At 69.1% G+C, this 26,387-nt stretch carries 17 protein-coding genes and 1 pseudogene; 11 read left to right on the top strand and 7 right to left on the bottom strand.

Annotated elements, in window-relative coordinates; genetic code table 11:
* Positions 1–213 (top strand): annotated as a pseudogene (locus ACFX59_RS14535) (transposase); the annotation flags it as partial.
* A 190-nt stretch (positions 214–403) separates the two neighbouring features.
* Positions 404–1,591 carry an alpha/beta hydrolase-fold protein gene (locus ACFX59_RS14530; protein ID WP_387433076.1) on the top strand — a complete coding sequence of 396 codons (1,188 nt, stop codon included), beginning with the start codon at positions 404–406 and terminating at the stop codon, positions 1,589–1,591.
* Between the two features lie 44 nt (positions 1,592–1,635).
* Here the strand turns inward: ACFX59_RS14530 and ACFX59_RS14525 are convergent, their stop codons facing one another.
* The gene (locus ACFX59_RS14525) at positions 1,636–2,052 is read right to left on the bottom strand and encodes a DUF3597 family protein (RefSeq protein WP_387433073.1); all 417 of its coding nucleotides are present in this window, start codon (positions 2,050–2,052) and stop codon (positions 1,636–1,638) included.
* Positions 2,053–2,206: 154 nt separating this feature from the next.
* Here ACFX59_RS14525 and ACFX59_RS14520 point away from each other — a divergent pair, with 154 nt between their 5' ends.
* A complete protein-coding gene (locus tag ACFX59_RS14520; protein WP_387433070.1) occupies positions 2,207–2,782 on the top strand; it encodes a DUF4142 domain-containing protein in 576 nt (191 codons plus the stop codon).
* A gap of 40 nt (positions 2,783–2,822) precedes the next feature.
* Here ACFX59_RS14520 and ACFX59_RS14515 read toward each other — a convergent pair whose 3' ends face one another.
* The 4 genes from ACFX59_RS14515 to ACFX59_RS14500 all read right to left on the bottom strand — a co-directional run bounded on the left by ACFX59_RS14515 (position 2,823) and on the right by ACFX59_RS14500 (position 9,361).
* The gene (locus ACFX59_RS14515; RefSeq protein ID WP_387433069.1) at positions 2,823–4,976 is read right to left on the bottom strand and encodes a TonB-dependent siderophore receptor; all 2,154 of its coding nucleotides are present in this window, start codon (positions 4,974–4,976) and stop codon (positions 2,823–2,825) included.
* A 53-nt stretch (positions 4,977–5,029) separates the two neighbouring features.
* Complete coding sequence (locus ACFX59_RS14510; protein WP_387433066.1) at positions 5,030–5,998, bottom strand: FecR family protein; 969 nt, start codon at positions 5,996–5,998, stop codon at positions 5,030–5,032.
* Positions 5,991–6,506, bottom strand: coding sequence for an RNA polymerase sigma factor (locus ACFX59_RS14505; protein WP_387433064.1), 516 nt, complete (start codon positions 6,504–6,506; stop codon positions 5,991–5,993). The genes ACFX59_RS14510 and ACFX59_RS14505 overlap by 8 nt, the downstream gene beginning before the upstream one ends.
* A 140-nt stretch (positions 6,507–6,646) precedes the next feature.
* Entirely contained in the window at positions 6,647–9,361 is a 2,715-nt protein-coding gene (locus ACFX59_RS14500; protein WP_387433062.1) for a TonB-dependent receptor, read from the bottom strand.
* Positions 9,362–9,632: 271 nt separating this feature from the next.
* Here ACFX59_RS14500 and ACFX59_RS14495 point away from each other — a divergent pair, with 271 nt between their 5' ends.
* Positions 9,633–10,349 (top strand): phosphatase PAP2 family protein, encoded by a 717-nt coding sequence (locus ACFX59_RS14495; RefSeq protein ID WP_387433059.1) that lies wholly within the window; start codon positions 9,633–9,635, stop codon positions 10,347–10,349.
* On the opposite strand, the gene ACFX59_RS14490 is transcribed toward ACFX59_RS14495, so the two are convergent.
* The gene (locus tag ACFX59_RS14490; RefSeq protein WP_387433057.1) at positions 10,327–13,170 is read right to left on the bottom strand and encodes a TonB-dependent receptor; all 2,844 of its coding nucleotides are present in this window, start codon (positions 13,168–13,170) and stop codon (positions 10,327–10,329) included. The genes ACFX59_RS14495 and ACFX59_RS14490 overlap by 23 nt on opposite strands.
* Before the next feature lie 96 nt (positions 13,171–13,266).
* Between ACFX59_RS14490 and ACFX59_RS14485 the strand changes: the two genes are divergently transcribed.
* Genes ACFX59_RS14485 through ACFX59_RS14465 form a run of 5 tightly spaced genes read left to right on the top strand, consistent with a single transcriptional unit; the run spans position 13,267 to position 20,136 of the window.
* Positions 13,267–14,034 (top strand): SDR family oxidoreductase, encoded by a 768-nt coding sequence (locus ACFX59_RS14485; RefSeq protein ID WP_387433054.1) that lies wholly within the window; start codon positions 13,267–13,269, stop codon positions 14,032–14,034.
* Complete coding sequence (locus tag ACFX59_RS14480) at positions 14,031–14,993, top strand: glycosidase (protein WP_387433052.1); 963 nt, start codon at positions 14,031–14,033, stop codon at positions 14,991–14,993. Before ACFX59_RS14485 ends, ACFX59_RS14480 begins: the two co-directional genes overlap by 4 nt.
* A gap of 36 nt (positions 14,994–15,029) precedes the next feature.
* Complete coding sequence (locus tag ACFX59_RS14475) at positions 15,030–19,034, top strand: Pls/PosA family non-ribosomal peptide synthetase (protein WP_387433049.1); 4,005 nt, start codon at positions 15,030–15,032, stop codon at positions 19,032–19,034.
* Positions 19,031–19,600 (top strand): 4'-phosphopantetheinyl transferase family protein, encoded by a 570-nt coding sequence (locus tag ACFX59_RS14470; protein ID WP_387433047.1) that lies wholly within the window; start codon positions 19,031–19,033, stop codon positions 19,598–19,600. The genes ACFX59_RS14475 and ACFX59_RS14470 overlap by 4 nt, the downstream gene beginning before the upstream one ends.
* The gene (locus tag ACFX59_RS14465) at positions 19,597–20,136 is read left to right on the top strand and encodes a GNAT family N-acetyltransferase (RefSeq protein WP_387433045.1); all 540 of its coding nucleotides are present in this window, start codon (positions 19,597–19,599) and stop codon (positions 20,134–20,136) included. Before ACFX59_RS14470 ends, ACFX59_RS14465 begins: the two co-directional genes overlap by 4 nt.
* Before the next feature lie 495 nt (positions 20,137–20,631).
* On the opposite strand, the gene ACFX59_RS14460 is transcribed toward ACFX59_RS14465, so the two are convergent.
* A complete protein-coding gene (locus tag ACFX59_RS14460) occupies positions 20,632–24,129 on the bottom strand; it encodes a DUF3857 domain-containing protein (protein ID WP_387433042.1) in 3,498 nt (1,165 codons plus the stop codon).
* A gap of 158 nt (positions 24,130–24,287) precedes the next feature.
* On the opposite strand from ACFX59_RS14460, the gene ACFX59_RS14455 reads away from it, so the two are divergent.
* Both ACFX59_RS14455 and ACFX59_RS14450 read left to right on the top strand, forming a co-directional pair.
* Entirely contained in the window at positions 24,288–25,382 is a 1,095-nt protein-coding gene (locus tag ACFX59_RS14455; RefSeq protein WP_387433040.1) for a Gfo/Idh/MocA family protein, read from the top strand.
* Between the two features lie 99 nt (positions 25,383–25,481).
* On the top strand, positions 25,482–26,336 hold the full coding sequence (locus ACFX59_RS14450; RefSeq protein ID WP_387433037.1) for an MBL fold metallo-hydrolase: 855 nt from the start codon (positions 25,482–25,484) through the stop codon (positions 26,334–26,336).
* Positions 26,337–26,387: the final 51 nt, after the last annotated feature.

The following is a 26,387-nucleotide window of genomic DNA, read 5'->3' as shown; positions in this document are numbered from 1 at the left end:
GATGCAGCAGACAAGCATGGCATCGCGCTCGAAGTCGTCAAACTGCCGCAGGCCAAGCGCGGGTTTGTTCTCCTGCCGCGCCGCTGGGTCGTCGAGCGGTCATTCGCCTGGGCAACCCGCTTCCGCCGTCTCGTCAAGGACTATGAACGCTATGCCCAGACACTCGCCGGACTTCACGTCGTCGCTTTCGCCTGCATCATGATGAAGCAGGCTGCCGCGATCGCCGATCATGTTCGAAACGCCGTAAGGCCGAACCCTTCTTCGCCGCCCTGTCGAGCGGCTGGGACAGCATCTGATCCGTTTCCGGACCTGTGCCGATCGGCGCTTGTGTTGTCCTGTCCTTGCGATCACCCTCGCGGAAACGAACCGGCTTTCGGGACCGGGAGACGAGGGAGGATGAGCTATGAGGATCGCACTCGCGGCGCTGACGATGGGTATGGCGGGCGTGGCGGCGGCCGGGTCGGCCCAGACCCCGTCCGCGCCGACGCCCGCGCCGGTGAAGGAGGATTTCAGACCCTCCTCGCTCAACCAGCCGGGCCAGCTCTATCCGCAGGTCAATTCGCAAGGTTATGCCCGTTTCCGCATCCTCGCCCCCGATGCCAGGGCGGTGAAGGTCAGCCTGGGGCTGGGTGGGCGCGGCGGGACCGTGCTGACAAAAGAGCCCGACGGGTCATGGATGGGCACGTCCGAAGGGCCATTGGACGAGGGATTTCATTATTACCACCTGACCGTCGACGGCGGCACGTTCAACGATCCGGGCACGCTCAACTTCTACGGCTCGACGCGCTGGGAAAGCGGGATCGAGATTCCGGCGCATGACGCGGACTTCTATGCGCTGAAGGACGTGCCCCATGGCCGGGTCGAGCAGATCCTGTTCGCCTCGCCCAGCACGGGCACGCAGCGGCGCGCCTTCGTCTACACCCCGCCCGGCTATGATCGGAGCGCGGGCGAACGCTATCCGGTCCTCTATCTCCAGCATGGCTGGGGCGAGGACGAGACCGCCTGGTCCAACCAGGGCCATGCCAACCTCATCATGGACAATCTGATCGCCGCCGGAAAGACGCGGCCGTTCCTCATCGTCATGACCTATGGCATGACCAACGACCTGCGCCCCGGCGGTCCAGGCGGGCTGGCCGCGTTCGATATCCGGCCGTTCCAGACGGTGCTGCTGAACGAGCTGATTCCCTATGTCGACGGGCATTTCCGCACCCTGTCCGACCCGCGTCACCGCGCGATGGCGGGGCTGTCCATGGGCGGGTTCGAGACCAAGCTGATCGCCCCCAAACATCTCGACACCTTCGGCGCGATCGGGTTGCTGAGCGGCGGGACCGTGTCGATGGAGGATGTGAAGGCGACGCCGGGCTATCGCGACAAGGTGCGACTGACCTTTGTCAGCTTCGGCAGTCGCGAGCTGGAGGGCGGTCGCACCGGCCCGCCGGGCGGCCCGCGCCGCGATCCGCGCGCCAATGCCGAAGCGTTGAAGAAGGCCGGGCTCAACAGCGCCTTCTTCGTCTCGCCGGATACGGGGCACGAATTCCAGACATGGCGGCGCAGCCTGCATGCCATGGCGCCGCTGCTGTTCCGCGACTGAGGGGACGGGGTCGGCGGCGGTGATGCGCCGCCGACCTTGCGCGATCAGTTGCGCAGGCTGTCGGGCACGACGCCGCCATTTTCGGCGAGCTTGGCCATCACCGCCTTGTGCAGCGCGATATTCTGTTCGGCCGACCCGTCCTCGGCGGCGTGGACGCCCAGTTCGTCGGCCAGTTCCTTGCGCGCCGACAGGCTAGAATCCAGGTCGAGCAGCTTGAGCAGATCGACGATCGAGCTTTGGTAGTTACCCCCGCCGCCCTTCATCGACGCCATTTCGGACAGGACCGCACCGACATCGACCGCCTGGGGCGATGCGGGTTCGGGAGCAGGGGTAGGTGCGGCGGCCGGGGCGGGCTGGGTCGGTTCCGCCTGGATCGTGGCGGGCGCCGGGGTGGGAGCGGGGGCAGGCGTCTTGCTGCCATGGTGGAATATCTTGTTCAGGATATTGCCGAAAATGCTCATGACCAAGTTCCTTCGCTGATACGGATGACGGCGATGCCCGCCTCAACGACGAAAAGTGGCGTCCGGGTCCGTCACGGGCCGGTTCCCTGTTGGGAACGTCATCGCCCGACAGACGCTTACACCCCATCTCCCGACGCTTTTTCAGGGGTTTGCCATGACCATTCGTACGACGCTCATCGCCACGACCGCCCTTCTCGCGCTGGCGGGGTGCGGCAAGAAACAGGATGCGACGCCCGCCGACACGACGAACAGCGTCGCCGCCGCCAACCAGCTCGACGCCGCGACGCCGACCCCCGCCGCCGTCAGCGCGTCGCAGAGCTTCGTCAACACCGCCGCCGCCAGCGACGCGTTCGAGATCGAAAGCTCGAAGCTGGCGCTGACCAATGGTTCGTCCGCCTCGGTCAAGTCCTATGCCCGCAAGATGATCGACGCGCACACCGCCTCGACCGCCAAGCTGAAGGCGACCACTGCCACGCTGAGCCCCGCGCTCACCCCCGACCCGGCGCTCAATGCCGAGCAGCAGCAGACGATCGACCAGTTGAAGTCGCTCAACGGCGCGGCGTTCGACCAGGCCTATATCGCCGCGCAGGCGGCCGGGCACCAGCAGACGCTCGATGCGCTGAAGGCCTATGCCGCGACCGGCGACGTGCCCCAGTTGAAGACCTTCGCCAACGGGCTGATCCCGACCGTCGCCGCGCATCTGAACATGGCGAAGGGCCTGAAGGCCTGAGCTGAGGGACAGGGGCGGCGGGTATGCGCGCCGCCCCTTCTCAAAAAGCGAAGCTGACCGTGCCGATCGCGCGACGCGGGTCTCCGATCGCGACGCCATATTGGTTGACCGCCGAGGTGTAATAGGTGCGGTCGAAGATGTTCTTCAGGTTGAACTGGAACGTCACCCGCCGCCCCGCCAGTTGCGTGTCATAGGTCATGAAGGCGTCGGCCACGACATAGGATGCCAGCCAGAAGCTGTTGGCATCGTCCCCCGGCCGCCGCGCGACATAGCGTCCGCCCGCGCCCAGCCTCAACCGATCCTCGCCCGCGATCGCCCCGACATCATAGGCCGCTGACAGCGACGCGGTATGCGGCGCGACATTGGCGAGCTGGTTGCCCGAAAATGCGGGGTCCTCGACGGTGCGCGCATGGGTATAGGCATAGCTGCCGATCAGGCTGAGCGTGCGCGTCACCTGGCCCGCCACGTCCAGCTCCACCCCGCGCGAGATCGCACGGCCGGCGGTGCGGTAATCGGTCAGCGCGGTGGCCGGATTGAACTGCGACACCAGCACGTTGCGCTTGTCGATGTCGTACAGCGCCAGCGTCGCGGTGACGCGGTCGGGCACGTCCAGCTTGGCCCCGACCTCGAACGAGCGTCCCCGCTCCGGCGCGAAGGCCGAGGTGAGGGTGACGCCGCTGGCCAGCGGCGCGATGGTCGAGGTCGGCTTCAGCGAGCGGGTATAGCCGCCATAGAGCGACAGCGTGTCGGTCGCGCGCCAGACCAGCCCGGCCTGGGGCACGAACTCCCAGCGGTCCAGATCGGTGTTGGCGGTGAAGGGCCGTCCGCGCCCCGCCCGCTGGTCGAACCCGACTAGCCGCCCGCCCGCCGTGACGATCCAGCGCTCGCCCAGATGGATCGCGTCCTGGCCGAACAGCGAATAGTTGTAGAGCCGGTCGGTCTGGTCGCTGTCGGAGGGCGACACGGTGGTCGGAAAGGGCTCGCGCCCATAGACGGGACGCAGATAGCTGAAGGTCGTGGACGTCGCCTGGCGGATCAGGTCGCGGCGGTAATAGCGGCGATACTCGCCCTCCACGCCCAGGATGATCTGGTGCCGCATCCCCAGCGCCTCGACCTGGCCGTCGAGATAGGCCTGGACATAGGCATCGGTGCTGAGCGAGCCGACCGTGGCGTCGTTGCGGCGGGTCAGCGTGCCGCGCGTGGTGTTCACCGCCGTCACCCGCAACTGTCCGGCATCGTAACGCTCGCTGTTGAAGCTGGCCGCCAGATGCGCCGCCCAGGTGCCGCCGAGCCGGTGGTCGAGCGCCAGCTGGACCAGGTGGCTGTCGCCGACCATCCGGTTGTTGCGATCGTCCAGCCGCTCGCGACGCGGCACCGCCAGCGGGGTCATGGTGCGGGGATCGAGCACCGTCCCCCGGTCGAAGGGCGTGTCGAACCGGCGATATTCATACCACAGCACCGCCTGCGTATCGCCGCCATACCAGCCTAGCGAGGGCGCGATCAGCGTGTCGCGGCGCTCGCCGAAATTGCGCCAATAATCCTCGTCCTGATGGTCGAGCACCAGCCGCCCGGCCAGATTGCCCGCGATCGGGCCGGTCAGGTCGGCCATCGCCTCCAGCCCGGTGCGCGATGCGGCATAGGCCGATCCGGTCAGCGCGACCGCCAGATGCGGGTCGAGCAGCGGCTTCTTCGCGACGGTGTTGATGACCCCGCCGGGGTCCATGATGCCATAGAGCAGCGAGGCGGGGCCCTTCAGCACCTCGACGCTCTGGGTCGCGGCGTTGAAGGCGCGACCCTGCACCAGCGGCATGCCGTTGCGCATCACCGACCCGTCGCGATTGCCGCCGAAGCCGCGCTTGAGCACCGTGTCCTGCGTCGCGGCCAGCGTATTGCCCTGGGTGATGCCGCTGATATTGGCGAGTGCATCGTCCAGGAAGCGCGGGCGCTGGTCGCGGATCACCTGCGCGGGCACGATATTGACCGCCTGCGGCGTCTCCAGCGGTCCGGCCGAGGAGCGCAGGGTCGAGGCGTCGGGGGTCGGCTTGTAGCGGTCGTCGGCCGCCTTGGGCGCGGGCGAGGCGCGGCCGGTGACGACGATCTCCTGCCCGGTGGTGCCGTCGTCGTCGAGCGTGGCCGCCTGCGCGGAAGCGGCGGTCAGGCCCAGGACCAGCAACCCGCCGGTGATCGTTCGCATAGGATGTCCCCTTTGCGAGCGCCTCATATACTTTTGATAGGGACTCGCAATAGCTACCTGCGCGCGAGGGTGATCGCGTCCGGCCGCTCGCGCACCGACAGGTCGAACAGCGCGCCGATCAGCGTCAGGCTCTCGACCGGGCGGTCCAGCCGGAAGCGGCCGTTGAACGTCTCGTTCGCCAGCGCCGGATCGGCGAGCCGGATGGGGCGCGGGCTGTAGCGCCCGATCCGCGCCACCGCATCGCCCAGCCGGATGCGGTCGCCGGTCAACCAGCGATCCTGCCACCCCTGATAGCTGCCCGTGTCGAAGCGGTGGAGCGCGATCCGGTCGCGCCCGGCCTCGGCCCAATGGCCAGCGGTGACGACCACCGGCACCTGTCCCGGCACGGTCAGCCGCACCCGGCCGCGATAGACGCGCAACTCGCTACGCCCCGCGCCGCGATCGACGCTGAAATTGGTGCCCAGCGCGACCATCTGCCCCTCGGGTGTCGAGACGGCGAAGGGGCGGCTTGCATCGTGGCGCACCTCGAACCGTGCCGCGCCGCCTTGCAACGTCAGGTCGCGTGCGCCGTTCGAAAAGGCGATGACAACGCGCGAGGCGGCGTCGAGCGTCATGTCCGATCCGTCGGGCAGCGTGACCCGGCGCTGCTGCCCGACCGCGCTGGCATAGTCTGCGCGCACCGTTCCGCCGGGGGGCAGGGCGTGCCACAGCACCGGCGCGACCGCGACGGCGGTCAGCCCGGCGGCGATGCCGATGGTGAAGCGCCGGTTCGCGGGGCGCGCCAGCGCCTGCCAGCGGCGGGGACGGGGGCGGGGCGCCGGAACGGACGGGCTCGCCCGCTCCGCCTGCTCGACGACATGGAACAGCGCCGGGTCGCCCAGCAGCCGCACCATCCGCCCCAAGGCGTCGCGATGTGCGGGCGAGCGGTTCAGCCATGCGCCCAGTTCGGCGCGATCGTCCGGCGACAGCGCATCCAGCCGGTCGGCCCAGTCCGCCGCCTCTTCGATCAGCCCGTCAGTCATGCGCCCGGCTCCGGGGAAGGGGGCGGATGGGGCCGTCGTCCACGCATCCGGCGAGGTCGACCATGGCGCGGACCAGATGCTTCTTCACCGCCTCGACGCTGATGTTCATCTCCTCGGCGATCTGCTGGCGCGACTTGCCCTCCAGATGGCGTTCGACAAAGACCGCGCGGCGCTGCGGCGGCAGGGTGTCCAGCACGGCGCGGAACCGGTCGAAACGCTGGCGATAGTCCAGCACCTCGTCCGCCAGCGGCAGCGCGCAGGCCAGTTCGGTGTCGACCGGGCCATGGTTGGCGACGATGCGCCGGGCGCGGTTATGGATGACCGAGTCCGCGACGCGAAAGGCATAGGCGAGCGGCTGTTCGATCACCTGTCTGCGCTCCTGCTCGATGACGCGCATGATCGCCTCCTGCACGATGTCCTCGGCCTGTTCGGGCTCACGGATCCGCCTGCGGACATAGGTCAGCAGCCGGTCGCGCCCGTCCGCCACCCAGGCGAGCGGCCCGCTCACTCGGTCCCGTCCATGAAGAGCCGGTCGCACCGCATCCGGGGACATTCCCTCGCGAAAAACAGGATGCGTCGGCCTCGGGGAGAGGCCGACGCACCATGATCCGATATCCTGCGCGGGCAGGACATCAAGCGCCGTCAGGGTCAGAAGGTGACCCGCACACCGCCCAGCAGCGTCGTGCCCGAACGCGTCACGACATATAGCCGCTTGGTGCTGTTCGAATATTGCTTCTCGCGCTGGTTGGTCAGGTTGATGCCGTTCAGCGTCAGCTGGACGTTCTTGGTGACCGCATAATGTGCCGACATGTCGACATAGACGGTGCCCTCGAACCCGGTCACGTCCTGATCGGGACCGAGCGACGTCAGCACCGGCGAGGCGCTGAAGATATAGCCGCTGCGATAATTGGCCGAGACGCGCGCGTCGAACGCCTTGTCCTGGTAATAAAGCGTGGCGTTGGCGTTGTACTTGCTCAGCCCCTCCAGAGTCGTCGGGATGCTGCCCGCGTAGATTTTGGAATAGTCCAGCCGCGAGTCGACATAGGTGAAGTTCATCGCGGTCCCCAGCCGGTCGAACGGCGCGGGCAGGAACTTGAAGTCGGTCTGGCCCGACAGCTCGACCCCGAACAGGTTCGTCGCCAGCAGGTTCACGGGGCGCGAGAAGCTGTCGATGATCGTCTTGCCGGTGACGCCCGGATAGAGATTGTCGGGCAGCCCGGTCTGCGAATAGGGCACGTCGCTGACCGTCTGGGTCGAGATATAGCCGTCGAGATGCTTGTAGAACAGGGCGGCGGCGACATAGCCGACCGAGCCGAAATACTGCTCGGCCGAGATGTCGAAGTCGTTCGACTTGTAGGGGCGCAGGTTCGGGTTGCCGATCGACACGGTGATGTCGCCATTGTTGTTGCTGACCGACCCGTTGACCGCCAGCGCGCCCAGCGCCGGACGGTTGATGTTCTGCGACGCGGCGAAGCGCAGCATCAGCCCCGGATTCAGCTCGAAGATCAGGTTCGCGGCGGGCAGCACGCCCTGATATTCGCCGCGCACCGTGACCGGGCCGACGCTGGCCAGCCCGTCCGAGGTGACGGTGGTGCGATAGTAGCGCGCGCCGATATTGCCGCGGAAGGGCACGCCGCCCAGCACATGATTCCAGTCATATTGGACAAAGGCCGCGCCGGTGCGCTCCTCGACCGCGAAGACGCCCAGCTTGCTGGTCAGATATTGCGCGCGGTCGATGCCCAGCGTCTGGAGCATCCTGGGGAAGTCGACGATGGTCCAGTCCTGGCCGGTATAGCCGCCGTAAACCTGCGCATAGCCCGCGACATTGGCGCTGACCTTGCCCGACTGGAACTGGCTGGTCAGGATATTGTCCTGCTCGCCATAATAGCCGGTATTGGCAAAGCGCCGCCACTCCCCGCCTATGCTGATCGTGTCGTCGGGCGAGAATTTATAGTCGAACCGGCCCTTGATGTTGTCGAACGCCGTGTCCTGATAGGTGTTGTTCACGTACAGCCGCTTGGCATGCCAGAAATTGGCGTCGGCCGGGTTGAACTTGTAGGTGTTGACCAGCGAATAGGTGCCGCCGCGATAGTCGGAGGTGACGTCGCCGAACCCCTCGACGGTGAACTTGTCGTTGACCGGCATCGAATAGGCCGACCGCTCGACCCCGCCCAGCCAGGTGAAGGTCAGCCCCTCGGCCAACTCGGCGTCACCGCTCAGCACCAGCTGCTTGAAGATGTTCTTGGTGTTCTGGATGCGCGTTTCGGTCGATGCCTTGCCGCCCGACACGTCGAGATAGACGACCTCGTTACGGTCGTTCCACTGGAGCGCGTTGACCCGCGAATTGGGATAGACCACGCCCGCGAACGTCTCGCCGCCGCCCAGCCAGGTCGAGCTGCCGCCGCCGCGCGAGGCCAGGTGCGTCTCGAAACGGTCGCCCTTGAACTGGCCGTACAGCCCGTCGAGCGTCACATGCACCTTGTCGGTCGGCGCCCACTGGACCGAGGTGGTCAGCCCGATCCGCTCCTGCTTGCTGTCCCACACCGACAGGCGGTTGCCGCGCGCGAACAACAGGTCGCCCGAGTTGATCTTGGCCTGTTCGGCGGCGGTCAGGCCGCTGATGTTGCTGCCATTCGCCTTGTTGCGGCGCCAGCGATAGGTGTCGAACCCCTCCTCGCGGGTGTTGCGGCGGCTATAGGCGGCCGAGACGAGGATGCCGAAATCGCCCCAGTTCTTGGAGATCAGGCCGGTCAGGCGCGGCTGGAAATCGCGGGTCAGCGTATTGGTGCCGCCCTGCGCCGACATGGCGATCTTGGTGCCCTTGAAGTCGAACGGACGCGCGGTGTAGAGTCCGACCGTGCCCGCCAGGCCGCCCTCGGTCTGCTTGGCCTGGTACGACTTCTCGACATCGACATGGTTGAACAGTTCGGCGGCGAACAGGTTGAAGTCGAAGGCGCGGTCGCGCGTGGTCTGGCCGCGGCTGTCCTGCGGCGAGTCGACATTGCCCAGCACCTCCATCCCGTCGAGCTGGACGCGGGTGAAGTCGGGGCCCAGGCCGCGCAGCGAGATGCGGCGGCCCTCGCCCGCTTCACGATTGATCGCGACGCCGGGCAGGCGCTGGAGCGCTTCGGCCAGGTTCAGGTCGGGAAAGGCGGCGATGTCGCTGGCCGCGATCGAATCCTTGATGATCGACGCCTCGCGCTTGGAATCGCGGGCGGCGGCCAGGCTGGTGCGATAGCCGGTGACGACCACCTCGCCCTGCTGGTCCGCCGCCCCATCCTGCTTCGGCGCGTCCTGCGCGACCGCCGGCTGCACCGCGAACAGCGCGCTCGACGCCAGCAGCAGCGTTCTCTTCGTCCACATCTCGAATAACCCCCCAAGGAATGAAATCACGCGTCCGGCCAAACGGACGGTCGCGGGGAAGACGGGGGTTCGCGCAAAACGGGGACAAGGAAATTTGTAAAAGTTTTAAGACATTTATGGCGTTTTTGTTACGGTTTTTCTACGGATTTGAGAATGGTCTGAACAATCCGAGGGCAATGTCCCCGGTTGCCGGGGAAAAACGTCTTGGGATAGGCGAATGACAACTTCGGCAAGGGACGAGCGGATGCGGACGATGCGAACGGGCTGGGGAATGGCAGCGATCCTGATGCTTGCGCTGGCGATGCCGGGCGGCGCGGTCGCGCGGGAGACGGCGGGCTATCTGGCGGCGGGCGAGGGGCTGGACCTCGCCGCGATCCTTCCCGGCCCGCCCGCACCGGGCAGTCCGCGCGCGCTGGCCGATGCGCGGGTCTTTCGCGACAGCCGGACGCTCGCCGGCACCGCGCGCTGGCAACAGGCGACGGCGGACGTGTCGAGCGATCTGGGCGATCGCTTCGCCGGGGCGCTGGGCTTTCGGCCGGACTGGAGCAAGCTGCCCGTCACCCGCGCGCTGATCGCGCGGTTCGATGCCGACCGTTCGGCGGCGATCGGCGCGGCCAAGCGGCACTGGCAGTCGCCGCGCCCCTTCATCGGCACCGACCTGCCCATTTGCGAGCCGCGCACCCCCTCGCTGATCGCCAATGGCGACTATCCCTCGGGCCATACCGCACATGGCTGGGGCTTTGCGCTGCTGATGGCGGCGCTGATCCCCGACCGGGCGCAGGCGATTCTGGCGCGCGGGCGCGACTATGGCGACAGCCGCTGGATCTGCGGATCGCACAGCCAGAGCGCGGTCGAGGGCGGCTATCTGGCGGCCAGCGCGGTGTTCGCGCGCGAACAGGGCCAGCCCGCATTCCGCCGCGACCTGGCGGCGGCCGCCGAGGAGCTGGCGCGCTACCGCCGGGGCCTTACAGCCGCCAGTCGACGCTGAACGCCACGACGCGCCCCTGCTGCGCGCGGACGGTGATGACGCCGTCGCTGGCCCCGGCGCGGATCTCGCCGCCCAGCGCGTCGCCCTGCATCACCGCGATCCGGTCGAGGATGTTGGTCGCGCGCAGCCGTAGCGTCAGGACGGGTGTCGCCGCCCAGCTCGCGCCCAGATCGACCAGCGCGAAGCCGGGCAGCGCCAGCGTATTGGCATCGTCGGCAAAGCGCCGCCCCATCGCCGAGACATCGCCGTCCAGCGTCCAGCCGGTGCCGGGCAGGGTGGCGCTGGCCGACAGGCTGGCCATCAGACGTGGCACCCGGCGCGGCATCCGGCCGCTCAGGTCGGTGACGACGGGGGTGCCGCCGGTGGCGTCGGCGAAGCGATAATGGCGCAGCCTGGGGTCCTGCCAGGTCAGCGTGCCGCGCAGCGCCAGGCCCGGCCGGGGGCTGGCATGGCCGCTAAGCTCCAGCCCCAGCGTGCGTGCGGTTGCGTCATGCTGCCCCACCTGCACCGCGCCGGTCGCGGGATCGAGCGACAGGTCGGGCAGCGCAATGTCGGGAAAGCGGCTGGCGAACAATGTCGCGTCCAGCCCCGCACCGCCACGCCGCCAGATCAGCCCCAGCTCGGCCTGCTCGACCGACAGGGCGCGGACGGCATCGCCGCTGCCGATGCGGAATGCGCCGGGATCGGGCAGTCGCATCGCACGGGTCGCGCGGGTGAACAGCCCCAGCCGGTCGGACACCCGCCAGTGCAGCGCCAGCGTCGCCGCCGTCCGCGCGATGCGGGCCCGGCGCCGGTCCCATATCCCCGATCCGACCGCGATCCGGTCATCCGCCAGCGTCGACGGATCGCCGCCATTCACCGTCGTCGCGCGCTCGACCCGTGCGGACAGCGCGGCGCGCTCGTGCCGCAGGCCCCAGTCGAGCCGCCAGCCCGGCGCGAACCGCCATTCGTCGGCGGCATAGAGCGCGACCATGCGCTGCCGCCCGTCGACCGCCTCATAGGTCGATCCCCGGCTCGACAATCCGCCCTCGGTCGCGCGGCCCAGCACCCGTCCGGCGGCATCCAGCGCGACGAGATCGAGCAATCGGCCCTGTCCCCGCGCCTCGACCAGCGCGCGCGCGACCGCGCGGCGGAAGCGCCAGCCATAGCCGACGCCGTACAGCCCCAGCGTCAGTTCGTGATGCCCCGCCGCCTCCAGCGCGCGCGAATAGGACAGGTCGGCGATCGCTTCGGACAGGCGGACATCGGCGGCGACGGGGTTGAGCGTCACCACCCGGTCGTTGCCGGGCAGCGCGGCGAAGGGGCTGTCGTCGCCGACATGACGTAGCGCGGCCTGGGCGGTGCCCGGAAAGGCGGCGGCGAGGCGCGGGAGCGCCTCGGCGATGGCGCTCGCCGCCGGAACCGCGCTGCCCGAGGAGGACAGCGCATAGCGCGCGGTGCGCGACCGGCGGCCATGCGCGCGTAACGTCAGCGTGCCGCCGCCCATATCCTGGGTCAGCGCCAGCGAGGGCATGGTGAGCCGGTTGCGATTGTTCCGCCCCAGCGGCCGCTCGCCCAGCGCGGCGAAGCGCAGGGTCGCCAGCTCGGGGCCGAAGAAACTGTCCCGGCGCGGATCGAAACCGGGCAGCGGCTCCAGCCCGCCGCCGACATAGCGCATCGGAAAGGACGAGATATTGAGCGTGTCGTCGGCCAGCCCGCGCCACGCCAGCGTCAGCCGCCCGCCCCGCCAGTCGTGATCGACCCGCGCGCGAATCTGGCCGCCGCCCAGCGTCGCGGCGATGCGCCGCACCGTCGGATCGCGCGCCACCGACCCGCCGACGATCGCGCGCCAGCCGGGGGCGACGGGGCTGGTCGCATAGCCTTCCCAGCGGACCAGCCCGTAATCGGTCAGCGTCGCGCGCATCTCGCCACCGGGCCGCCCGGCGGGGGCGCGGGTACGCATGTTGAGCACGCCGCCCGGCGCATTGCTGGCAAAGATCGCGGAGGGGCCGCCGCGCACATAATCGACCGTCTCGACCAACAGGTCGGGGCGGACGAACTGGTCGATATCGGTCCAGGGCAGCGTGTCGTGCTGCACCGGCAGGCCGTCCTCCTGCACCGCGATCGCCTGATAGCCGTCGAGCGGGATGCCGCGCACCCGGACGGTGTTGGCCGCGGTTCCCGCCGAGGTGTCGACCCACAGGCCAGGCAGGCCCGACAGCATCTCGGCCAGGCTTTGCGGCGGCCGCCGCGCCAGTTCGACGGCGTCCAGATGCGAGGCGGAATAGCTGCGATCCAGTTCGCCCTGCACGTCGGTGCCGCGTCGTCCGGACACGATCACCTCCTCGCCGGTCACGGGCGGCGGCGGCGGCGGCGGCGGGGAGGGCGCGCGGCGGGGCGGCGTGACCTTGGGCGGCAGCGGTCGGTCGGCGCGCACCACGATCCCGCCCGGCATCCGGCGACAGGACAGCCCGGCCGGGCGACACCAGCGGTCGAGCGCGCGCGACAGCCGCAGCGTCCCCTTCAGCGCGGGCGCTTGGCGACCGGCCAGGTCGGCGGGCCGCGCGACCAGCGCCTGCCCCGCCTGCCGCGCCAGCCGGTCGAGCCCGGCCGCGACCGTCCCGGCGGGCAGGTCGATGCGCAGCATCGGGTCGTCCTGCCCGGCGGCCAGCACCAGCGCGGCGAGCAGCATCATCGCCGCCCCGCCGCGTCCCGCGCGCCCATCACTGTCCGACCGTCGCCACCCATTCCGCCACCACAGGAGCCGCGCCCTTGCGCGCCGCCGTCCCGGCATCGCCATCGACGGATGCGCGCCGATACCGCGCGAATATGTAGCGCGCATGTCAGTCGCCCCCGACATTCCACGGCTTCGCGAAGATGCCGCTGAACCGATCTGGATCAAGAATCGTTACGCCCGATCATCGATGGAGGACAGGACGTGGCGGGTCAGACAGTGATCGTGACGGGCGCGGAATCGGGCATCGGCGCGGCATGTGCGGAGGCGTTCGGCGCACGGCAGGCGCGGGTGGCGGTGCTCTATTATGCGGATGCCGCCGCCGCCGAAAAGACCGCCGGGGCGGTGCGCGCCGCCGGGGGCGAGGCGATCACCGTCCAGGCGCATGTCGATGACGAGGTCTCGGTCGACCACGCCTTCGCGACCGTCGAACGGCATTGGGGGCCCGCCGATGTGCTGGTCAATTCGGCCGGACTGAACATGTCGGGCGTGACGGTGCGCGACATGACGCTGGCCCAGTGGCGACGGCTGCTCGACACCGACCTGACGGGCGCGTTCCTGACGTCGCGCCGGTTCCTGACCGGGCGGGGCGAGGCGACGGGCGATGCCGCGATCCTGCACATCTCGTCGATCCACGCCTATGCGGTGCGCGCCGGGGGCGCCGATTACTGCGCGGCCAAGGGCGGGCTGTCCAACCTGGTCGAGACGCTGGCGATCGAGGAAGCGCCGCACGGCATCCGTGTGAACGCGATCGAGCCGGGCATGATCCTGACCCCGATGAACGCGCATGCCCAGGCCGATCCGGTCTATCGCCGGACACTCGAGCAGAATATTCCGATGGGGCGCGCGGGGAATGCCTCGGAGGTGGCCGACCTCGCCGTCTTCCTCGCCTCGGACAAGGCGCGCTACATCACCGGCGCGCGGATCGTCATCGATGGCGGCCTGTCGCTGATGCAGGCTCTCGGCGCATGATGGCCCCCGACGCGCAGGGCCCGGTCGCCGATCCGCACCGCAAGGACCGGGTGGTCGACGCCCCGCTGGACCTCGACTTCAACGTCAAGCGGATCGAGGATGTGACGCTGTCGGGGCCACCCGCGCTGATGGCCCGCGACCTGATGAGCCCCTATGTCTGGCGCGAGGCGGACGGGCGATGGGGCATGATGGTCCGCGCGGTGGTCCGTCCGGGTGAGACGCTGACCGATACCGGCGTGATCTGGTCGGGCTGGAGCGAGGACGGGCGGCATTTCACCATGCTCGACACCCCGTCAATCGCGCCGGGACCGGGCGACCATGACGCGGGCGGGGTCGAGGACCCGACCGTCGTGCGCCGCGAGGACGGCTATCTCGTCTATTATTCGGGCGTGCTGGCGGACCATTCGCATGGCGAGCTGTCCTATGCCACCGGCCCCGCGCTCGACCGGCTGGCAAAGAGCGGCGTCGCGCTGGCCTCCTCCAAGTCCGAGGGCAATACGAAGGAAGCGACGGTCGACCGCACCGCCGACGGACGCTGGCGGCTGTTCTACGAATATGCCGCCGACCAGGCATCGCGCATCGGCATGGCGATCGGCGCGGACGTCGCGGGCCCCTGGACCGAACAGCCCACCCCCTTCATGCCGCGCGAGAACAGCTGGGACGACTGGCATCTGTCGACCGGCCCGCTGTTGACCGACGACAAGGCGTGTCCGGTCATGTTCTACAACGGCGCGACGCGGGATGCGCGCTGGCGGATCGGCTGGGTCGCGTTCGACGAACATTATACCCGCGTCGTCGCGCGCGGGATCGAGCCGCTGATCCTGCCGCCGCCCGCCGATGATCGGGGCGCGACCGACATCGCCTTCGCCGCCTCGGTCGTGGTGGCCGAGGATGGCATCTGGCTTTACTATTCGCTGGAGGATCGGCGATTGTCACGGGCGCTCATCCGGCGCAGTTGAGCCGTCTCCGTCCTTGTTCCCCAGGAAAGCGTATCGATGTCCGCAGATACCGAAGCCTCCGTCGCGCCGAGCATCCATGCCTCGATCGCTCCGGCCCCGGCGCTGCGGCCCGACCGCCCCTATGCCCGTGACGAGCTGCTCCACGAGCTGTTCGACGCGACCTGCCGGGACCGGGGCTGGACGACCGCGCTGAAGCTGATCGGCGCGGACGAGGAATTCGGCCGCTCGACCGAATGGACCTATGACATGCTGGCGCAGCGTAGCCTGTCGCTGGCGCACCGGCTCCGCGCGCTGGGGGTGGGCAGGGGCGACCGCGTCGTCCTGTGCCTGCCGCGCGGGCTGGACCAGTATATGGCGATCCTGGGCGTGCTGCGCGCCGGGGCCGCCTATGTGCCCGTCGACTGGGGCTATCCGCAGGACCGCATCGCCTACATCATCGAGGATAGCGGCGCGGCGCTGACCATCACCACGAGCGCGCGGGCGGGGGAGATTCCGGGGCGGACTTTGTGCCTGGACGCCGAACTGGGCGATCTCGCCGCCGAGCCGCCGCTGCCGATGGGGCGCGAGGCCACCGGATCGGACCCGCACGACCTGGCCTATATCATCTATACCTCGGGCACGACGGGACGGCCCAAGGGGGTGATGATCACCCATGCCAATGCCTGCCACCTGGTCCGCTCCGAAAGCGCGATCCTGGCGCTGGAGCCCGGCGACATCGTGTTCGGCGGGTTCAGCCTGGCCTTCGACATGTCGGTCGAGACGATGTGGAGCGCCTTCTTCGTCGGCGCGAAGCTGCTCGTCGCGGCCGAGGCGCTGGCGTCGAGCGGGCCCGATGTCGCGGTCGCGCTGGCGGCGGAGAAGACGACCGTCTGGCACGTCGTCCCCTCGCTGATCGCGTTGGTCGAGCATCCGGTGCCGAGCTTGCGCCTGATCAACATGGGCGGCGAGGCGTGCCCGGCGGACCTGCCGCGTCGCCTGGCGCGACCCGGCCTGCGCCTGCTCAACACCTATGGCCCGACCGAGACCTCGGTGACCGCGACCTGGACCGAGGTGCAGCCGGGCAAGCGCATCACCATCGGCAAGCCGCTGCCCGGCTATACCGCCTGGATCGTCGACGAGGCGCTGCAACCCGTGGAGGCGGGGCAGGAGGGCGAGCTGGTGATCGGCGGCCCCGGCGTCGGCGTCGGCTATGTCAACCGTCCCGACCTGACCGCCGAGAAATTCACGATGACCCCGTTCGACACCGTGTCGGGCGGGCCGGAGCGCATCTATCGCTCGGGCGACCTGGTGCGGCTGGACGCGGCGGGCGACATCGATTTCGTCGGGCGCATCGACACCCAGGTCAAGATCCGCGGCTTCCGCGTCGAACTGGCCGAGATCGAGGCGGTGATCGGCGAGGCGCCGGGCGTGGCGCAGGCGGTCGTCCATCTGTTCACCGATGCCGATGGCGCCGAATTCCTGGCGGCCTTCCTCGTCGCGCGCGGCGGCGAGAGCATCGACATCCCCGCGATCAAGGCACGCGTCACCGAACGCCTGCCCAATTATATGCGCCCCGCCGCCTATCAGCTGCTCGCCGCGCTGCCGACGCTGCCGGCCTCGGGCAAGGTCGACCGCAAGGCGCTGGTCAAGCCCGAGATGACGGTCGACACCGGCCGCGCCGTCGAGGCCCCCGCCACCCCGATGGAGGAACAGCTCCATCGCATCTGGTCGGAAGCCTTCGCGCCGCAGCCGGTGTCGGTGACCGACGATCTGTTCGAGGATCTGGGCGGCCATTCGCTGAAGGCCGCGCGGCTCGTCTCGGCGGCGCGCAAGGTGCCGGGGCTGGCGGGGCTGTCGCTGGAGGATCTCTACGCCGCGCCGACCATCCGCGCGCTGGCGCTGCGCATCGGCGGGACCGCACCCGTGGCGGTGGCGACCGAGGCGAGTTTCCACCGCGTCCCCGAATGGCAGCGGATGCTGTGCGTCGCCGCGCAGACCGTCGCACTGCTGCCCATCTATACCATTGCCGGGCTGCAATGGTTCTTCCCTTATGTCGCCTATACCCATCTGGCGGGACGGATGAGCCGGATCGACGCGCTGATCCTCAGCGCCCTATTCTTCACCATCGTACCGGTCGCCTCGATGCTGTTCTCGATTGCGGCCAAGTGGCTGATCGCCGGGCGGTTCAAGGCAGGCGACTATCCGCTCTGGGGCTGGACCTATTTCCGCTGGTGGCTGGTGCGCCGGATCATCGCGGTGACGGCGACCCCCTATCTGGCGGGCACGCCGATGATCCGGGGATATTATCGGATGCTCGGCGCCCGCATCGGCAAGCGCGCCTATATCGGCACCGGCATCATCGACACCGCCGACCTGTTTGCGTGCGGCGACGATGCCATCGTCAGCGACCAGGCGGTGCTGGCGACCAGCTCGGTCGAGCGCGGGTTGCTGCGGTTGGGTACGGTCCATCTCGGCGCGCGGTCCTTTGTCGGGTCGCAGGCGGTGGTCGGGCGGAATGCGCGGCTGGAGGAGGATGCGATCCTCGACGACATGTCCGCGCTCCCGGCCGAGACGGTGATCCCGGCGCGGCAACGCTGGACCGGATCGCCCGCCGCCTTCGACCAGATGGTCGAACCCGGCACGGTGCGGACCGCGAAGAGCGGCACGGCGTCGCTGGGGCTGCTGATCGGCGCGCTGCTGCTGCCGATCCTCGCCATCCTGCCCATCGCACCGGGCCTGATCGCGCTGATCGAGCTCGACTGGGCGACGACCGGCTATGGCTATATGCTGGTCTCGCCGCTGCTCGCCGCGACCTATATCGTGATGATGTGCGTGCTGACCGTGCTGGCCAAGCGGCTGTTGCTCGGCCGGGTCGCGCCGGGCGTGTACGACCTGAACAGCGGCTTCTATGTCCGCTACTGGATGGTCAAGCAGATCAACGATCTGGCGCTGCGGCTGTTGCACCCGATCTTTGCGACGCTCTACGTCATCCCCTGGTACCGCGCGCTGGGCGTGAAGGTCGGGCGGCGCGCCGAGATTTCGACCGCCAGCGCGATCATCCCCGACCTGGTCGAGATTGGGCCGGAGAGCTTCATCGCCGACTCGGTGATCTTCGGCGCGGCCAAGATCGGGCACGGCACCATCGAACTCGCCCATACCCGGATCGGCCGCCGCAGCTTCATCGGCAATTCCGCGCTGCTGCCGACCGGCGCGCAGATCGGCGACGAGGTGCTGATCGGCGTCCTGTCCAAGCCCCCCGCCGACCCCGCGCTCGCGACCGAGGCGGGGAGCACCTGGTTCGGCTCGCCCGCCTTCAAGCTGCCGGTGCGCCAGGTCGCGACGATGTTCGACGAGGGGGCGCGCTTCAACCCGTCGCGCGGACTGATCGCCACGCGCTTGTCGATAGAGGCGATCCGCACCACCCTGTCGCTGACCGCCTTTCTGGTGTTCTTCAGCATGTTGTTGTCGGCGGTCGGCGATCTCGACGATCTGGAGCGCGGCGGGCTGGTCATCGTCTCGACCTTCCCCTTCCTCTATCTGGGCTTTTGCCTCGCCTGCGGGGCGTTCGTGCTGGCGCTGAAATGGCTGGTCGTCGGGCGGTACAAGGCGACCACCGCGCCACTGTGGAGCACCTTTGTCTGGCGGACCGAGCTGGTGACGGCGACCTACGAGAATCTGGCGGTCAGCAACCTGCTCGAACCGTTGCGCGGCACGCCGTGGATCGGGCTCTATCTGCGGCTGATGGGCGCGAAGGTCGGGCGGCGCTGCTATATCGACACCACCGACCTGACCGAGCATGATCTGGTGACGATCGGCGATGACGTCGCGCTGAACGATTATGCCGGGCTCCAGACGCATCTGTTCGAGGACCGGGTGATGAAGGTCGGCGCGATCACCGTCGGCGACCGCGCGACCATCGGCTCGCTGGCCATCGTGCTCTACGATGCCGAGATCGGGGCAGATGCGCAGCTGGGCGACCTGTCGGTGGTGATGAAGGGCGAGACGCTGCCCGACGGCACCAACTGGGAAGGCAGCCCCGCGCGCATCGTCACCGGGGGATGACGCCGCTCTGGCATGACGGCGCGCTGGACGCGTTGGACGCGGATGGCCCGGTGGTCTGGCGGACCGATGATCCGGGGACGGGGCGGCGAGGGGGGCTGGCCGCGCGGCTGCTCGCCCGGCTCGGTGGCCTCGATCCGCAGGCGGTCATGCTGGCGCGCAGCCCGGCGGGGCAGCCACAGGTCGTGGTCCCGCGCGGCTGGCATCTCGGCCTGTCGGGGCGCGGCGGCCAGTGCCTGATCGGTGCGGCGCGCCGGCCGATCGCCGTCGACCGCGAGCTGATCGAGGAGGCCCCGCCGCTCTGGGACATGCTGACCCCGCTGGAAGCACAGGCGCTGCGCGCCGCGCCGCCGGGGGACCGGTCGCGGCAATGGCTGCGCCGCTGGACGATCAAGGAAGCGCACGCCAAGCTGGTCGGCACGCCCCGGCGGCTGGCGGCGGAGGCGATCGAGACCCGGCTGCTCGATTCGGTCAAGGCGACCGCGACCTGCGAAGGCACGTCCCGCTGCTGGAGCCGCGAGGCGGGGGGCGCCATCGACACCGTGGCACTCTGGGACCGCACGCCATGACCGACATTCTCGTCCGCGCTTACGAACAGGGCGACCGCGCCGCCGTGCTGGCGATCTTCGACGACACCCGCGCGGACTATTTCGGCGCGGGCGACCGCGAATGGCTGGAGGAGACGCTGGACGATCCCGACGGCCCGGCCTTCGTCATCACGCTGGACGGAGGGGTGGTCGCGTTCGGCGGCTATGAACTCTGGGAGCATTACAACAAGGCGCTGCTCTATTGGGGCATGGCGGCGCGGCGTTGCCACGGCATGGGGCTGGGCCGGTTGCTGCTGTTCGAGCGGTTATTGCACGTCGCGACCCATGCCGATCCGCCGACCCGCTATGTCACCGTCGACACCTCGCCACGGGTTGCGCCCTTTTTCCAGCGCTGCGGATTCGAACAGACCGCCATCTGGCCCGAGGGCTATCGATCGGGCATGACGATGCACGAATTGCGCTTCGATCTGGCGGAGGTGTCGGTGGCGACGCTGAGGGCATGGCGCGACGCGGCGCTGGACAGCGCACGCCGCCGTCTGGGTGGCGCGGGAGGGTAGTCCGGTGAAGCCCCTCTCCCGGCAGGGGGAGGGGTTGGGGAGGGGCGATGGCCACGGGTTATGGGCTCGGTGAGACCCCATTCCCTCCCCCGACCCCTCCCGCCTGCGGGAGGGGAGGAGGTTCGGACGGGCGTCGGATCGTTCCACCAGCCCTGCGCCCATTCGTCATATCGGCGGGCCCGGCCCATAAAGCCCCTCTCCCGGCAGGGGGAGGGGTTGGGGAGGGGCGAGGGCCACGGGTTATGGGCTCGGTGAGACCCCATGCCCTCCCCCGACCCCTCCCGCCTGCGGGAGGGGAGAGGTCCGAACGGGCGTCGGATCGTTCTACCAGCCCTGCGCCCATTCGTCATAGCGGAGGGCTCGGCCGATAAAGCCCCTCTCCCGGCAGGGGGAGGGGTTGGGGAGGGGCGAGGGGCACAGGCTTTGGGCTCGGTGAGACCCCATTCCCTCCCCCGACCCCTCCCGCTTGCGGGAGGGGAGAGGTCCGAACCGGCGTCAGAACGTACCCCAACCCTCCGCCGTCCCGGCATAGCGGACCGCGCGGCCATATTTGGCGAGTTCGGCCTGCACCTCGGGCAGCGCGCGGGCCTTGTCCATCGTCTCGACCATTTCGGCCTCCAGCGACGTGCGGTGCGGGGAGGGCGGCTGGATCAGGAACAGGCCGATCGCCTGCTCCCGGCTGTCCTCGGCGCGCAGGCGGGCGATCAGATGCTCGCCGATCGCCTTCACGTCGCCCCGGCATGCCGCGGCGGCGGTCGTCGCGCTCCAGTTCTCGGCGGGCTTGGCGGCCAGCCGGTCCTCGTCGGCTTTCGCCTCCGCCGCATGGCCCAGCCGGTGCTGTGCACAGGCGCGGTTGGACCAGATCCACATCTTGCCATAGAGGCTGATCTTCGCGCCCTGCCCGGCCTCCAGCGCGGTCAGGCTGTCGATGCTCGCCTGATAGCGTCCGGCGGCGGTCAGCATCTCGGCGCGGTTGATCGCCAGCGAGACCAGCTCGGGATATTGCTCGATCCCCAGCGCCAGCATCCGGTCATATTGCGCCACCGCCTCGTCGGTCCGGCCCAGCGCTTGCAGATTCTCAGCATATTCGTTGGCCAGCCAGAAGCCGTCATGGCCGACCATCTCGATCCGCGGGGTGTCGGTGGCGAGCGCCTTGCCCGCCGCGATCGCCTCCTGATAGCGGCCGAGCGTGCGCAGCGTGCGCATCTGTTCGGTGACCGCCTTGTAATCGCGCGGCGCGGCCCGGGCGGCGGCCTCCGCGCTGGCGGCGGCGCTGGTCAGCGACTGGCGGAAGCCATCGGCGACCAGCCGCTCCATGTCGCCCCACAGCGGCTGGTGCCGCCTGTCGGTGGCCAGCGCCAGCAGCGCGGGCGTCGGCGGGGTCCTGGCCAGCCCGGCCCGCACGGCGGCGAGATCGCCCCGGCGGCTCTGCGCCACGATCGCGCAGCCCAGCATGCTGCCGCCGAAGGCGGTGCGCGGCGATTGCTGCCATTCGCTGTCGGACAGGACGATGCACAGATCCTCATGGGCCTTCGTCCGCGCCTCGGTGGGCAAGGCCTGGATCTTCTGGAGTGCGGCGCGAACCCATGCATCTTCGAGTCCGGTGACGATCGCGGGCTGGGCGGCACGGGTGCGCTGCAAGGCCTTCACGACCGAGTCCGGCGTTCCCAGGTCGAGCTCATAGGCGATCCACATGCGGAACACCTCGGGATTGCCGTCGAACTGCGCGGTCGCCGACTGGAATGCGGCGAGCGCCGCCTGCGGACGCCGCAGATCGGACAGCACCGCCGCCTTCAGCCCGTCGACCATCCCCGCCATCGGCGAGGGGTGCGGCAGCTTTTCGGACATCGCGGCGATCAGCGACAGCGCCTCGATCTTCGACGGCTGGTCCGGCTTCTGGATCAGCGCCATCAGCTTTTCCAGGTCGGGCCGGATCGTCGCCGCCAGGGCGGGGGCGAGCCCGGCGGGCATTCCCGAGGGGCGCGGGGACTTTTCCAGATAGAATTCGATGCCCGTCTCGTTCGAGACCTTCTCCGACACGGCATAGACCGCCTCCGCCTCGGCGGCGGGCACCATGTCGCGCGGGCCGGTGTCGAGTCGATAGACGATGTGCAGGCCTTCGGGCAGCTTGGTCGAGCGGCGCGAGAAGGCGACCGGCCCGCCCTTGGCCTCGACATCCTCCAGCGGCTCGAGCAGCCGGTCCTTGACCCGCAGGTCGATCGTCTGCTCGTTCACCACATGGTCGGGCAGCGCCAGCGGCTGGCGGCGCGGATCATCCTGCCGGTCGGGCAGGATATCCTGCGCGGCATAGGCGCGGGTGATCAGCTTGGCGGACAGCTTGGCCTTGTCGAACGCGGCGCGCGACATCGTATAGTCCTCGACCATCGTCACCACATTGGCGTCGCGATCGTCGGTCTGGACCAGCGGCTTGCCCTCGACCAGTTCGGGAAAGCGCTTGCGATAGAAAGCGAGATTGTTGTCCGCGATCTTGCGCGCGGAGGTCGAGGCCCAGCTGCCGCGCACCTGGTCGGCGCGGGCGTCGGTATAGCGGGTCACGACGTGCAGAGTCATCGCGACCTCGGCCTTTTCGTCGACCGCGAATTCCTCGACCACGGTCATGCGCCCGGCCCGCTCGCCATAGCCCGCCATCGGCTCGAGCGCCGCCTGGCCGTCGCGGATCGGCAGCGCATGGCCCAGATTGGAGGGGACGATCGCGGTCCCCCGGCCGCCGCGATGGGTGCCGGTCGGGTCGATCCACAGCACCCGCCCGTCGAGGACCGCACGGACGATGACATGGTCGAACACCAGCGGCGAGGGCAGGCGCTCGGTCAGACGGGGGCCGTCGGTCGTCGACACCAGCGCGGGCACCGCGTCGATGCCCAGCCGCCGCAGCGCCACCGCCAGCAACAGGCTCTTGTCCTTGCAGTCGCCGTAACCGCGCGCCAGCACCACGCCAGGCCGCCGCGGCACGAACGAGCCCTCGCCCAACTCCTCGCCGACATAGCGGATATTGTCCTGGATATAGCGGGTCGCGGCGGTCAGCCGGTCGGCGGGGGCGGGCGACGCCTTGGCGATGGCGTCCAGCCGCGCGGCGAAGTCGGCGGGCAGCGTGTCGTCGCCCCGGTAGAGCCCGGTCGCCCAGGCCGCGACCTCGCCCCAGTCGCGCATCGTCGAGATCTCGCCCAGTCCCCACTGGAACACGCCGCCGGGCACATTGTCCTCGCCCTTCATCGGCGCGGGATCGGTGACGCTCCATTCCCATTCGGTGCCGCGATCGGTCTTGCGCGGCGGAAAGGCGATGTCGCTGTTGATCGCCTTGAAACGCGGCGTCATCCCCTCGGGCCAGACGAACCGCAGGCTGCGCATCGCCAGCGGCTCGGAGAAACGCTGGGAGAAACCGTAAAAGGCGTGGCCCGCCCACAGGCTGGACCGGGCATGGACCGTGGTCGCGTAATCGACGATGTCGCCGACCCGCACGTCGCGCAGATTGGCGATGACCTTCATCGTGCCGCTGACGATCCCGTCCTCCAGATCGTCCTCGCGCTCGACCACGCGGAACTGCGTGTCGCGGGTCAGGTCGATGACCTTGCCGTCGCGGATCAGGTGGACGAAGTGGATGCCCAGCGTCTCGAAGGCCGGATTATAGGCCATGGTGATCTGACCGGCCGACTCCAGCCCGCTGCGGTTGATGACCTTGCTCGTCAGGCGGAACCAGTCGTCATGACCGTCCGGGCGCGAGCGATATTGCGCATCGTTGAGCAGATAGACGACGCCGTCCTGCGCCCGCTCGACGCGCGGCTTCGTCGCCTCGGGGATGGCAAGCGTGCGGACCCAGTCGGGCATCGGCTCGACCGCCGGGGCCTGCGCGGCGGCGGGGCCCGCGGTCTCCACCGCCACGGCGACCGGTCGGGCGGCGTGAAGCGGAAAGGCGGCGACGCCCGCCATCAGAAGCGCCAGCGCCAGCCGGTGCCGCGGCACGAATATGGTACGCACGTCTCTATTCCCCCCAGATCCCCGGCCGGGACGCTATGGCGCGGCGGGAATCCTGGCAAGGGGGGACGGGGGGCGGTGGGAAAGGCGCGTGGTGGTGCGGATCGGCGGATGATGCTAAGCCATTGACAGATATAGCCATAACCGATCGGGAGAGGATCATGCGCGACACCAGCCGTCGAACCGTCATCACAGGGCTGGGCGCCGGACTGGCCATGGCGGCCGGGGGTGCCTGCGCCGCGCCGGGCGGGCGCAGGATCGGCTATGCCATTGTCGGACTGGGCCGCTACGCCGAACTGATCATGTCCAAATTCGCCGAGTGCGACCATGCGCGCCTGACCGCGCTGGTCAGCGGCACGCCCGAGAAGCTGGCCCGCTTCGGCGAGACATATGGCGTGCCCGCCAGCCACCGCTACAGCTATGCGAATTTCGACACGATCCGCGACAATCCCGATGTCGACGTCGTCTATGTGATCCTGCCCAACGCCCTGCACGCCGAATATACGGTGCGCGCGGCGCGGGCGGGCAAGCATGTGATGTGCGAGAAGCCCATGGCGGTGTCGTCCTCGGACTGCCGGACGATGATCGAGGCCTGTCAGGCGGCGGGGCGCAAGCTGATGATCGGCTATCGCTCGCGGTTCGAGCCGTATAACCGGCTGGCGATCGATCTGGCGCGCAAGGGCTTTGTCGGGCCGACGCGGATCGTCACCTCCGACCATGGCTTCGATGCGCAGCCCAACCAGTGGCGGCTCGACCGTGCGCTGTCGGGGGGCGGGTCGCTGATGGACATCGGCATCTACAGCCTGAATGCGGTCCGTTACCTGACCGGCGAGGAACCGGTGGAGGTCAGCGCGGTGGAATCGACCGACCGCAACGACCCGCGCTTCCGCACCGTCGAGGACCGCATCACCTTCCTGCTGCGCTTCCCCTCCGGGATCGAGGCGACCTGCGTGTCGAGCTACAGCTCGGGGCACAATATCTACCGCGTGACGGGCACGAAGGGCTGGATCGGGCTGGAACCCGCCACCGCCTATGAGGGGCAGCGGATGTTCGTCCACCGCGACGGCCGGACCGAGGAGCGGCGCCTGCCGCCGAGCAAGGGGCAGCATGCCGGACAGCTCGACCATTTCGCCGAGTGCATCCTGAACGACTCCCGGCCGCTGGTCCCCGGCGAGGAAGGGTTGGCCGATCTGCGCGTCATCGAGGCGATCTATCGCTCCGCGCGGGAAGGGCGGCGGATCACCCTGACCGCCTGAGCCGTGATGGCGGGCTTCCTGATCCAGGTGATGCGATTTATCCTATTGTAAAATAGGGATAAGATGGAACGATCGCCCGATCGATCGGGTTGGAGCCCGATGCGGATCCATCATCTCAACTGCGGGACCGACTGCCCCCTGGGGGGTGCGTTGTTCGATGGGCGCAGCCATGGGCCGCTGGGGCATCTGGTCTGTCACTGCCTGTTGATCGAGACCGAGGCGAGCGGGCTGGCGCTGGTCGATACCGGCTATGGCCTGCGCGACGTGGCGCATCCGCATCGCCGCCCCGATCCCCGCATCACCCTGCCGTGGCGGGCCATGCTCAACATCCGGCTGCGCGAGTCGGAAACCGCGATCCGCCAGATCGAGGCGCTGGGCCACCGCGCCGGGGATGTCCGGCACATCGTGCTGACCCATCTCGACTTCGACCATGCGGGCGGGCTGGAGGATTTCCCCAACGCGACCGTGCATGTCATGCACCGCGAATATGACGATGCCGCCGGGCCGCATGCGGGGATCGTCGCGCGCAACCGCTGGCGCCCCCGGCAATGGGATCAGGTCGCGCGGTGGCAGTTCCACAGCGCCGGGGGCGAGGGCTGGTTCGGGTTCGATGCGGTCCGCGACCTGCCCGGCCTGCCGCCCGAAATCCTGCTGGTGCCGCTGCCCGGCCACACATGGGGCCATGCGGGCGTGGCGATCCGACAGCCCGGCGGGCGATGGCTGCTCCATGCCGGGGACGCCTATTTCTATCGCGGCGAGATGCGCGAGGCGAGACGCCGCTGCACGCCGGGCCTGCGCGCCTATCAGCGGCTGATGGAGGTCGATGCGCGTGCGCGTCTGGCCAACCAGGCCCGGCTGCGCGACCTGTCGATCGCACGCCGCGACACGGTCACGCTCGTCTGCGCGCATGATCCTGTCGAATGGGAGCGGTGCCGCGACGGCTATCCGCTATAGCGGCAAACGGCTTTCGCGAACGACGCCATGCGATAGGATGCGCCGGTCCCG

Origin of the sequence: Sphingomonas sp. NCPPB 2930 (genome assembly GCF_042867205.1) — a bacterium.
Classification (GTDB): Bacteria; Pseudomonadota; Alphaproteobacteria; order Sphingomonadales; family Sphingomonadaceae; genus Sphingomonas.
Note: the sequence above shows the minus strand (reverse complement) of the source record. Positions and strands in the feature narration are given on the sequence as shown.